An 11,444-nucleotide genomic window follows, 5' to 3' on the forward strand; every position below is an offset into this window, starting at 1 on the left:
GCTGTTTGATCATACAAATAGTTGTACAAGGTTCTTTTCTATGAATCTCAAGGGCTGCGGCCTAAAGGAGACGGCGATGAAAAAGAAACATTTGGCAGCTATATTCCTCTGCATTGGGCTTCTCGGCGCTGCAAGTTGGGGAGCGCTCGCACTTTATGTCTCACAGGACACCTTGCCTGCGGGCACCGTTGTGGCCGGACTGGATCTGGGCCGGCGCCAGCGTGATGAAGCGCTGCGGCTCCTTGACCAGGAGATCGCCGCATTAAACCGGAAGCAAGCTGTGTTTGCGGTCGACGGCAGCACGAAAACCCTCACCTGGGCGGAAGCCGGGGTTACGTTTGATGCAGAAGCTTTTCGCGAAGAGGTGCAACGGCTGGAAGAGGGCTCCTTATGGGAACGAGGAGTGGCGAGAAGAAGTTTTCATCGGCAGTGGACGCTCACCATCACCTTCGATCCGCAGAAGCTGCAGACGGTGTTTTCCCCTGAATGGGAAAAGAATCGATTCGGCTCCCCAGTGAACGCCGTGCGAACGATTACGCCGCAAGACCAAATTCGCTATTTGCCGGGTACGGCCGTGCAACGCATCGACTGGGAACGCTTATTGGAGATGGTGCCAAAGCAGCTTGGTGATGAAGTGCGTCGTTTGGAAAAAAATTCATGGCATGAACCAACCTCAAACGCGTTATCGAAACAGCTTCCTACGTTGCAGTTTACCGTGCCGCTCAAAACTGTAGAGCCCGAAATCACCGTAGAATGGCTCCAAAAAGAAGGCATCCGCCGCAAAATCGTCCAGTTCTCCACAAGCCTGATGTCCAGCGGGACCGGGCGGGTGCATAACGTGGACGCGGCAGCCCGCAGCATCGACGGGATGGTATTGGCTCCAGACGAAGTTTTCGATTACAACGAAGTGATTGAGTATGCCGAGAAAACGTACGGCTTCCGGGAGGCGCCGGTTATTTTTGGAGGGCGGCTGACCCCTGGGGTTGGAGGCGGGATTTGCCAAGTGTCGAGCACGCTCTACAATGCGGCGGTTCGTGCCGGGCTGACCATCGTGGAGCGGCGCAACCACTCCCTTCCGGTCAAATACTTGCCCAAAGGTCAGGACGCCACGTTCGCCAAAGGCTACATCAATTTCCGCTTCCAAAACACCTCCGGCCACCATCTCCTCATCCGCGCCGAGGTGAAAAACGGTCAACTAACTGTTAAGCTTTTTGGCGATATGCCGGAGAACGTGAGATACATGCTGGAGTCGCGTACAACCGAAGTCATTTCCCCGCCCAACAAGTATGTGATCAACCGCTCCTTGCCTGCGGGCAGCCAGCAAGTGCTCGTGCGCGGGAAGCAGGGATATGTCGTGGAGACGTACCGCATCAAAAAAGTAGACGGCAAGACGGTCGAACGCACTCTGCTCTCCAAAGACACGTACCCCGCGCAACCTAATGTCATCGCAGTGCGTGAAGTCAAGGCGGGGTCCACCGGGAGCAGCAATGGCGGAGATGCAGGTAGTGGCAATCGCGAGAACAACCGGAGCGGAAATGGCGGCAGCAAAGGTAGCGGCACGGGCCGTTCAGGAACCGGCGGTCAAGTCGGCTCGGGCAGCTCGGGTGGCAACTCCAGCGGCGGCAACTCCTTTGATAGCTCACCTAAGCAGATTTTGGAGGACGGCGTCACCGGGCCGAATTTTCGGTAAGAATCACGGGGAGGCGGCATTGCCCCTCCTCCCTCCCTTCTAACCCCGAGGATAACGGTAAAAATAGGCCTTATTTCGTCAATTTCACGCCGCTTCACTGAAATAAGGGAAAATTGTGGCGTTATTTTACAATATGAAACCTAAACCCGCCCTTATTGCGACGTTTCCTTAAGGATAAGGACATTTTTTACCGTTATTTCCCCGGAAATTGTCTGGGGGAGTCAAATAAGACCACAAAAGGGCGTTATTCCCTCTTGGTCTACAAAAGAAGACGCTCGGCGTCGAGCGAAAGTCGATAAGAACGGATCCGTACGCTGCCGCTGGCCGGCTGGATCCACCGCTTCTCCAACAACTGCCGCAGCCATTTGCGCGCAGTTTTATTTTCCACGCCCATCGTTTGGCAGATATCCGCCGGTGTTAACGGTCTTCCCGCACGAAGAAACTGACGAAGCAGTTCCCTCTCCTGGTAGTTGATCTGCCTCAAATTATCCGCCTCCCCCAACCACCGTCCCATAAACTGCTGCAGAGTTTGCTGACAGTAACGCGGGTTCTCGCTGACATCATCGTAAGTAAATCGCAGCACCTTCCAGCCATCTAGGATCAGGTCGTTTTGCCGGCGGCATTGGTCCGAGAAGCGATTCCGGCTGATCCCGCGCAGATGCGGGCCGTATCCGTCAATTTCAATCGCTAGTTTTAGTCCGGAACGAAGATAAGCAAAGTCAAGATAGCGGTACCCATCCTTAAAATCCGTTACCTCGTATTCGGGATGAAGCTGCCGAAAATGCCCGAAAGCCGGCCACCACACTTTTTCGACAAAAGCTTTTTCTGCGTGCCCATGCCCCTCCCTCAACCTTCGTTCACTCTCCCCTTGCCGACGTTCCAAATGCTCGCTGATCCACTGCGCATGCATCTGCTGAAATCCCATCCAACACCAACCTCCCTCAATAAATTAATGGTTTCTCCGTTTTTCTCACTTTTTCGCATGTTTTCTTCTTTGACATCCAAAGCCCCCTTGGATAGGATTTGACGAGGAGCGAATATTTGGGATCGACCTGTTGGCGGGAATAGAGGTGGGGACCACCCCGCTTTTTGAAAGCCGTATGGTCGCATATGGATCTCCACATGAGCCCTTGCGGTTTACCCTCCCATATCTCCCTGGGTCGATGCCCTTACATTCCTTCGTTCTACCTTTCAAGGGGTGGAGGCCAGGTTAGCTCCTCTGCGGGGTCGACGCCCTAATGGAATGAATTCCTCCCAGCCTATCCGTGCTTCGTTTGTCAAAGATCAACATGTGTATAAGCGATAAAACGTGAGTGAGTTATCCAGCTGTGAATGAATTAAGCTGCTGTTTGCAATTGAGCCTCCCGATGGGGGCCGAGCACTTTGCTGGCGTCATAGTCCTTCTGTTTACGGCCTAGCTCAAACATGACGCGAATGAGCTTGCTCGAGATCGCAATCATCGACTGCTTCTTCTTCAGCGGGTTATCCCGGCGCGTCGTAAAGTACAGGTGCAGCGCGCGGAACTCCGGGTTCTTGGCAACCATCGTCAGCGCTGCTCGGTACAGCAGGGCCCGAAGGCGACAGCGACCTCGCTTGCTGATGGTCGTTTCCCCCTTGTGGAGCCCGGAGCTGTTTTCCCGCAGACTGAGACCGGCGTGACGGACAATTTGCTGGCTATGATCGTAGCCGCTCAAGTCCCCGACTTCCGCCAGGAAGCCTGCAACCGTAACGAGGCCGATGCATGGAATGCTCATCATGTGACAGGCGCCCGGAATCTGCTCCACCAGAGCCGCCACATGCTCCATCAGTTCTTCGATCTGCCTGCACAGCATGGCGTACTGCTCCAAGTACATGGCTAGCTCATGCTTGGCCGCCGTAGCGCCTTCCGTGAGGCCGATGGACTTTCGGGCTTTCCGATAGAGCAGTTCCGCTCTCTTGGGGCCTACCGCTCGTTTCACGCCGTTCTTCTTCCAGATGGCCACGACCGTTGTTTCGCCGGCGGCGACGACGTCTTGCGGCAGGGGAAGGTGCGTGAGCGTAATAAGCGAGGCCTTGCCTTCCCAGTCTTTGAACACTTGTCTATATTCGGGAAAGAAGCGATCCAGCCAATTATGGATTCTTCCTTTCACCCGGTTCAAATCCCCGCACAAACGGTCTCGCTGGTTCATCAGCACACGCAGGTCGGCGTAAACGCCTTCCGGCAGCTGCGGCTGTGTATAGCGTCCGTCGATGACGAGTTTGGCAACGACCTTCGCATCTTTGATGTCGTTCTTGGTCGGCGAGTTGTCGTCGAGTTCCTTACTTTTCTTGACGTGATGCGGATTCACCAAAACGACTTCGACGCCGCGCCGCTTCAGGAAGTGAAACAGCGGGAACCAGTAGTGCCCGGTTGGCTCTACGCCAAGTAGTACGTCCGTCAGTCCATGTTCTTGCTGGATGGATTCGGCCCAAGCCAACAAGTTCAGCAGGCCATTCTCGTCGTTCTGGAACAGGCAACGCGTGCCAAGCTCAATGCCACGATAGTTGAAGGCCCGAGCGACATGGTTGTGCTTCGCGATGTCGGTCCCGATGACCAGTGTTGTTTCAGAAATTCTCGAAATCCGTTGATTTTGTTTGCTGGATTGGTTATGCTTCATCTAGAGCGTCCTCCTCATTTAGGGCAGTGAATGTGCGACATTCCGAGACCCAGCATACAGGAGGCGCTTTTTCATTTCAAACCGCAAATTAATTCACTACAGGAATTGCTCCTCAATTTATGAAAAAATAAAACGCCTTTCATCGACAGACGAGACAAACGGCATCGTCCGACAACAAAAGGCGTGTGCTTCACGACTCTATATTTTTCGGTTACACATGATTTTACCACATGTTCGTCAGATTCTTCCATATCCCTCCTGAACAAGTCATCTAATCCGCAATTTGCCACCCGATGTAAACTTGAAGTATACTGAACTGCATCTAAAACCTGCAACAACCGTTTCATCATAAATTTACTGCATAAAATAATTGACAGCTTCTCCAAACTAGGGTATCCAACTTTAAGCGAATCCATCGTTGTTGCTGAAATTATTGTCGATGTCAGAAGGAGGCTTCCTTATAGATGAATAAAACGATCGCGGCCGCCTCTAACCCAGACTTAGATCAAACGCGTCGCACCTCAGTAGGGCTACTGGTCACTGCCGTGCTTCTGACCGCCGCTGCCCTGCGGTCGCCCATCACCGGCGTAGGTGCCCTCATTGGCGAAATCGAGGCGGCCACGGGCTTGTCGCACGCGATGTCGGGCATGCTGACGACACTGCCGCTGATCGCCTTCGCGGTGTTTGCGCTGGCTGCGCCGGGCTTGTCCGCAAAGCTGGGGATCGAGCGGACGTTGTTCTTCAGCATGGTCCTGATGACCGGCGGCATCCTAGTCCGCTCCCTGCCGTCCGTTGCTGCGCTATTTGCCGGCACCGCGTTGATCGGCATCGCGATTGCGGTTTGTAACGTGCTGCTGCCCGGGCTGATCAAACGCGACTTCCCGCAGCAAGTCGGTCTGATGACTAGCCTGTTCACCACGTGCTTAACCTTCTGGGCGGCGATTTCCTCCGGGATCAGCGTGCCGTTGTCCCAAGGCCCGCTGGGGTGGCGCGGTGCGTTAACGATTTGGGTGGTGTTGACGGCGATTGCCAGCTTGGCCTGGCTGCCGCTCCTGCCCAAACGTACCGAAGCTGGCCAGAACCAGAACAATGCAGCCGTTGCGGGCCGTTCCGTCGCCCCGAAGGAGGGGGAAGCAATCAGCACTTCCTTACGCTCCCAGTCCGATCAGCTTGATCTAAGCCCTGCTTCTGCTCCACGGCTCCGCAATATTTGGCGTTCCAAGGTTGCCTGGCTGGTGACGATGTTTATGGGCTTCCAGTCGATCCTGTTTTACGTCAGCATTTCGTGGCTGCCGGACATCCTGCAGGAGCGCGGGGTGAATGCCGAACAAGCCGGTTGGATGTTATCGCTGATGCAGTTAGTCAGTATGGCCGGCTCCTTCTTAATGCCGCTGTTCGCCGCGCGATCGGACAACCAGAAGTGGCTGACCGCCGCCTCCGCTGCGTTATGCGTGATAGGCTTTGGAGGCATCTGGGCCGGATCGGTCTCGTTAGCTCCACTCTTCATCCTTCTGCTTGGGGTTGGTTCCGGCTCCACCTTTGGTCTGGCGATCGTGTTCTTCTCGCTGCGCTCGCGCACAACGGAACAGGCCAGTGCTCTATCTTGCATGGCTCAATCGATTGGTTATATCTTGGCTGCTTTTGGGCCAACGCTGTTTGGCTATCTCCACGATCTTAGCGGCAACTGGGACACCCCGCTTGCTGTGATCACCGGTGTTTCGATCATAACCGCCCTCTTTGGCTATGCCGCCGGGCGCAAGGGATATGTTGATGCACGCTAAAGGAGATGCAAGCCCCCAAGCCACAACTCAAAAAAGCTGTCCCCGAGGCCCGCAAATAGGCCCCAAAGGGACAGCTTTTCTCATTACTGCCAACCTCAGCTCGTTGGCTGTCCTTCCAGATGCGGCTGCGGCTGCGGCTGTGGCAGCACCGCCGGCTTGTGCTTGAAGATCGGGACCAGGATCATCGCGCCCAGCAGCATGATGGTGCCGGATACCGCGTAAATGCCAACAAGCGGGAAGAACGTCTTCAACACGCCGGACACCGACATCATGATGACCATCATGCCCATAAACATCGGGCTAAGTACGCCATTGACGCGGCCGACATAGGATTGCTCCGTCCATTGCAGGATCATCGTGTTGATTCCGATCTGGATGCAAGGGAACGTCAATCCGTTCAGGAACTGCAATGCCAACGTCAACGGAACGCTGGTCGACAGCCCCATGCCCGCGATACAGACAGCGCTGACCGCCATCCCGAAGGCTAACAGCATTTGAGGTGGGATTTTTTTGGCTAAGCCCATAATTACACCGCCGCCAATCAACATCGCTACCCCATTCACCGCCAGCAAAAATTGCAGGAATTCCTTCGACTGCCCCAACCGTTCGGTGACGACAAACAACCCCAGCGTCTGAATAATCCCAACCGAGAAGCCAGCGATGGCAAACGTGGCGCCCAATACCTTCAGTACAGGACTACGCCAGACATAGCGGAAGCCGTCCGCCAATTCCTTGCGGATATTGGAGGTCTTCTCCTGTTTCTCCTCTGGCTCCGCATCCGCCGGCAGCCGGAACAGCACCAAAGCGGAGAGCAGGAAAGCCACGCCCATCACGCCAATCGAGACATAGATCCCAAATTGGTGGTAGGAGTAAATCCCCAACGACGGACCAATGACCATAAAGATGGCAACCAGTGACTGAAATAATGCCATCCCTTGCTGCACTTTATCCGGATGGACATGCTGCTTAAACAACTTCATCACCGACGGCTGTGAGAATTGCGACAGAATGGCCGAGATAAAGGTGGCAAAATAAACCGCTTCCCACGAACCGTACAGCAGCGTCAGCAGTACGGCAAAAACCGAGACGGCGGACAAGAAGTCGCACCAGATCATCGTCCGCTTCGGCTTCCATCGATCCGCAAATGCCCCTCCGATGAAAGAGAACACGAAGATCGGCGCAAACTCCACGACGGAAATGAGCGAAATCGCCAGCGGATCGTTATTGGTCTGGTCAGTGACAAACATCAGAATCGCAAAGTTACGGACCCAGATCCCAATCTGCAAGAACAGGTTAGAGATCAGGATCGTCTGGTAGAACCTGTTCCGGAACAAGCTCCCGGAAGGCAAAGCCTGTGACCCATTACTTTTCACGTAAACACCTCATTATTGCTCAGGATAAACTATAGATTATCCATATCAACTGTAGGGATGTCAATTGTTTCTTTGATTCCCTTGAATCTGGATATATCTCACTCCGAAACCACCGGCTTCGTTTCATTTCGACCCGCCGCATTAGGCCCAAACCCGCTCATTTTGGCATGGCCCATAAAACATACCGTGATCAAAGCCAGTACAGCTGGCACCAGCGTCCACCAAAACATCGTGGTAATCGACTTCGACAGATCCGTTACAATCTGCTCCAGAACCGGTGCCGGAATGGCTTTACGTGCTTCCGAAGCCAGGAGCGTCCGCGGATCATCCAGGGATGGAAGCCCTTCGGCTCCGCCGCCCATGCCGGATAACGATTCGTTTAACCGGTTCGCAAACAGGTTCCGCTGCACGATCCCAAAGATGGTGATCCCCACTGTCATCCCCAGCGAGCGAATGAACGACATCGTCGAGCTGGCAGCTCCCCGCTGTGAAGGTCCAAAATCTTGAATGGCCGACATTCCCAATACAGAGAAGGAGAACCCCACGCCAAAGCCTGCGATGGCCATATAAATCGACAGCATCAACTTGGTCGTGTCCGGCGTAATGGTAGCCAGCAAAGCGATCCCCAAGATAAAAATAACCGCCGATAAGATCATCACATTACGGAAGCTGGTACGCTGCACGAGAAAGCCCCCGACTTGCGAGGCAACTACAGAGCTCAGCGTCATCGGCAACAGGATCAAGCCCGAATTGGTAGCTGTACCACCCGTGACTCCTTGCACGAACAACGGAATATACACCGAAGCTGCGATAAATGCGGCACCGTAAAACAACCCGGCGAGGTTGCTGCTCGCAAACAGCCGTTTGCGGAACATCGCGAAGGAGATGATCGGCTCCTCCGCCTTACGTTCTACCAGCAGAAAAATCGTAAACAGCACGGCAAACGCCGCAAACAGGCCAAGGATCTGTCCGGAATCCCAGGCGTACAGCTGCCCGCCCAGTTCCAAGGCAAACATCAGGGCAACCACCGCACCAATCAAGGTTACTGCCCCCCACCAATCGATGTGTTGTTTGGAGTGAACGGCCGATTCCCGGTAAAAAGCCAGGATCAGGAACAAAGCGACGATCCCCAGCGGGATATTGATGTAGAAATTCCAGCGCCAGTTCAGATGGTCGGTAATAAATGCCCCAAGCAACGGGCCGGCCAGACTGGAGATCCCGAAGACGGCGCCAAACAAACCGCCCATGGCGCCGCGTTTCTCCACCGGGAACACATCAAACACGATGGCAAAAGCGATTGGCATCAGCGCTCCGCCCCCGATCCCCTGGATCGCTCGGTAGATGCTAAGCTGCACGATGGTGTCAGCCGTACCGCAGAGCACAGACCCTAGCAGGAACATGGCGATGCCAAAAACAAAAAACCGTTTACGTCCATACATATCGGACAGCTTGCCGAAAATCGGCATCGCTGCCATTTCCGCGACCATGTACGCGGAGGTCACCCATACGTATTTATCCAGGCCGCCCAGCTCAGACACGATGGTGGCCATCGCCGTGGACACGATCGTATTGTCCATGGCGGACATTAAGATGCCGAGCAGCAAACCGGCAACAACGAAGCCGAGACGGCCGCTTTTTTGCGCGTTCATCCTTATTCATTCCTCCAAACATTCAAGTGCTCCCCCACCTCTGCGTGCGGGTCTTGATGATAATGTGTTGTATATTCCACGAGCCGGATCCGGCAGCCGGGACCAATGAAGACATCCCCGCCGCGCACGACATCGGCTACGGTATTTTCCAAGCGAATGACATCCCCTTCAATCATCTTCGCCTGCAGCGCTGGTGTCCCCCAGGGCTTAAACAACGACACCCACTTCCACGTGGGGTGCGGGGCGATGCGGATTTGCCCGCCGACGATTTCACCGGCCTCACTACGGCCGAACATCGCAAGCTCCACTCGCTCGGCGTTGATCGTACCTTGGGTTTGCACGGACCCTCTCAGGCGTAACCGCTCGGCTTGGCAGTCGCCGTTCAACTCGCAGCTTCCGAACAGCCCGATCTCCTCCCCTGCGATGCCGCCATCGATGCGGATTTCCCCATTCAGCTTGGCTTTGCCGGCTTGAAGGCTGCCCCGGACGTTAAGGGTGCCGGTGAGGTTCAGCTCTTCTCCGCGCATCGGTCCGGTGACTGCAATCGTACCTGTCGCCTTGACGGTCTCGGCACGCAAGCCTCCGTCAACCTCCAGCGTCCCCGTGCAACTTAAGCTGCGACAATCTACATCTCCGTTGATTTCGCCTTCGCCGACAATTTTGACTTTATTAAAAAACCCGCCGTTTGACGTCCCGTTGCCGACGATTTTCAAATCGGCGCTGCGGTCTTGCATGACTTGTTCAGCCATCCCCAATCCCTCCTTCGTGATTCTTCGTTTTATTTCTGTTCCGCGTGCCCGACCGAAGCCTGCGGCGAAACCTCATAGTGTTCCTTATACTCCACGCGGCCAATCTCGCAGTCCGGTCCAATCACTACCGAGTTGCCGCGTACCACTTCGGCTTTCGTCCCCTCTACCCGTATGTCATCGCCCTCGATCACATCGGCCGTTAACCGGGAAGCCCACAGCGGGGAGATATAGTCCAGCAGTCGTTTGCCTTTGCGTTGGCGGACTACGATCTGTTCCCCGCCGATTTCCTTGGCATGGCAAGGGCCTTCCAAGTCAAGCTTCAGCGTACCCGCATTCAGCATCCCGCCAACCTGAATTTGGCCGTATACCTCCGCGGTTTCAAATTCGGCATTGCCTTCCAGCTTTAATGCACCGTCCACCTTGGCCGTTTCTCCGATCACAGAGCCCCTGGCTTGGAGCATCCCCCGGACATGCAGCGAGTTGCATCGTACATCGTTGCCGACTTTAAACATCCCATCCAACTCGAATTTGCCGCCCTCCAGCAACCCATCCGAGGAACCGGTGCCGTTGAGGCTGAATTCGTCCGCATGGATCGTTCCTTTGATTTTCAGCGTTCCATTGGCAGTAAGCGCCTCGCACGTAATGTCTCCGTTCAGCCTAGCAATGCCCTCGGCTTGGATTTCACGGTACGCGCCGCCGGATGCCTGACCTACGCCGTTAATTTTCAAATCCTTAACGCTTCGTTCTGCCATTATCCTTCACTCCCGCTCACTAAAAGTTTTAATTCCTCTGTACAGCGCGCCAGCGATAACCGAACGATCGTCCGGACACTGCGGTCTACATAGATGTCTCCATCCCCCGGCACCAGGATAAAAGCGGCTACCCCCATTTTACGGATGAGATGCACGCCGCATTCCTGCCCGGCCAAGCCCGGTAAATGATCCTCGAGCGCCTGAACTAATAAACGCCCTTCCTCCAGGGAAATATCCCCGCTTTGCAGCAGCTTGTCGAGCACGTAGATGATCAACATCTGATCGAAGCCAAAGTTCGGCTGCGCCTCTTTCTTCTCTGTGGTCTCCATATATAAGTTCAATGATGTTGATGTAACAATGTTTCGTTCCAAAAGTTCGCCTGCGCTTAAACGGATATCCTTCGGACTCCCCGAGAAGACGTCTGCCAGCGCATCCAGCGATAAATCATCCTTCATGCCCAGAATGCGGTCAATGCGCTGCAGGATTTTTTCCCTTGGAAAATACGTTTCCTGCCCGGTAAAAGACGATTTGCGGATAAACCACTGCTCCGGGATCAGGTTCTTGCGCTTCCAGCGATACAACTGTCCATATGAAATGCCCGTCAGATCCAGCAATTCCTTCTTGGAAATCAAATCCTCATTCATTGTCATGCTCCTTTCATTGCACAAACATCGTAACATAACATTGTTACGTTGTAAAGCAGGCGTGAATGGAGATCGATCCAAGTCGTTGCTGCTATTCATCTTAATCGACCCTGAAATCTTCTCCATCCGTCTCGGGGCGGATTTATGCGCCCGGCCTGGGGTGGAAATCT

Annotated in this window: 9 protein-coding genes; 2 read left to right on the top strand and 7 right to left on the bottom strand. The window is 54.5% G+C overall.

Annotation, left to right across the window (positions count from 1 at the left end; genetic code table 11):
• Window positions 1-76: 76 nt before the first annotated feature.
• Window positions 77-1,690: a VanW family protein gene (locus tag ACL02P_RS15015; RefSeq protein ID WP_412837582.1), complete on the top strand. Its 1,614-nt coding sequence runs from the start codon at window positions 77-79 to the stop codon at window positions 1,688-1,690.
• A 259-nt stretch (window positions 1,691-1,949) separates the two neighbouring features.
• Here ACL02P_RS15015 and ACL02P_RS15020 read toward each other — a convergent pair whose 3' ends face one another.
• Both ACL02P_RS15020 and ACL02P_RS15025 read right to left on the bottom strand, forming a co-directional pair.
• On the bottom strand, window positions 1,950-2,615 hold the full coding sequence (locus tag ACL02P_RS15020; RefSeq protein WP_412837583.1) for a DNA-binding response regulator: 666 nt from the start codon (window positions 2,613-2,615) through the stop codon (window positions 1,950-1,952).
• A gap of 412 nt (window positions 2,616-3,027) precedes the next feature.
• On the bottom strand, window positions 3,028-4,326 hold the full coding sequence (locus ACL02P_RS15025; RefSeq protein WP_009227147.1) for an IS110 family transposase: 1,299 nt from the start codon (window positions 4,324-4,326) through the stop codon (window positions 3,028-3,030).
• A 464-nt stretch (window positions 4,327-4,790) separates the two neighbouring features.
• On the opposite strand from ACL02P_RS15025, the gene ACL02P_RS15030 reads away from it, so the two are divergent.
• Window positions 4,791-6,107, top strand: coding sequence for a CynX/NimT family MFS transporter (locus ACL02P_RS15030; RefSeq protein ID WP_412837584.1), 1,317 nt, complete (start codon window positions 4,791-4,793; stop codon window positions 6,105-6,107).
• A gap of 95 nt (window positions 6,108-6,202) precedes the next feature.
• Here ACL02P_RS15030 and ACL02P_RS15035 read toward each other — a convergent pair whose 3' ends face one another.
• The 5 genes from ACL02P_RS15035 to ACL02P_RS15055 form a co-directional block, all read right to left on the bottom strand.
• Window positions 6,203-7,480 (bottom strand): MFS transporter, encoded by a 1,278-nt coding sequence (locus ACL02P_RS15035; protein WP_412837585.1) that lies wholly within the window; start codon window positions 7,478-7,480, stop codon window positions 6,203-6,205.
• A 98-nt stretch (window positions 7,481-7,578) separates the two neighbouring features.
• Window positions 7,579-9,129, bottom strand: coding sequence for an MDR family MFS transporter (locus tag ACL02P_RS15040; protein ID WP_412837586.1), 1,551 nt, complete (start codon window positions 9,127-9,129; stop codon window positions 7,579-7,581).
• 2 nt (window positions 9,130-9,131) lie between these two features.
• Window positions 9,132-9,878 (bottom strand): hypothetical protein, encoded by a 747-nt coding sequence (locus tag ACL02P_RS15045; protein ID WP_009225381.1) that lies wholly within the window; start codon window positions 9,876-9,878, stop codon window positions 9,132-9,134.
• 29 nt (window positions 9,879-9,907) lie between these two features.
• On the bottom strand, window positions 9,908-10,630 hold the full coding sequence (locus ACL02P_RS15050; protein ID WP_260071097.1) for a bactofilin: 723 nt from the start codon (window positions 10,628-10,630) through the stop codon (window positions 9,908-9,910).
• Window positions 10,630-11,274, bottom strand: a complete 645-nt coding sequence (locus ACL02P_RS15055; protein ID WP_412837587.1) for a YhbD family protein — start codon at window positions 11,272-11,274, stop codon at window positions 10,630-10,632. The genes ACL02P_RS15050 and ACL02P_RS15055 overlap by 1 nt, the downstream gene beginning before the upstream one ends.
• Between the last annotated feature and the right edge of the window lie 170 nt (window positions 11,275-11,444).

The organism is Paenibacillus sp. MB22_1, assembly GCF_047200555.1.
GTDB classification, from domain to species: Bacteria; Bacillota; Bacilli; order Paenibacillales; family Paenibacillaceae; genus Fontibacillus; species Fontibacillus phoenicis.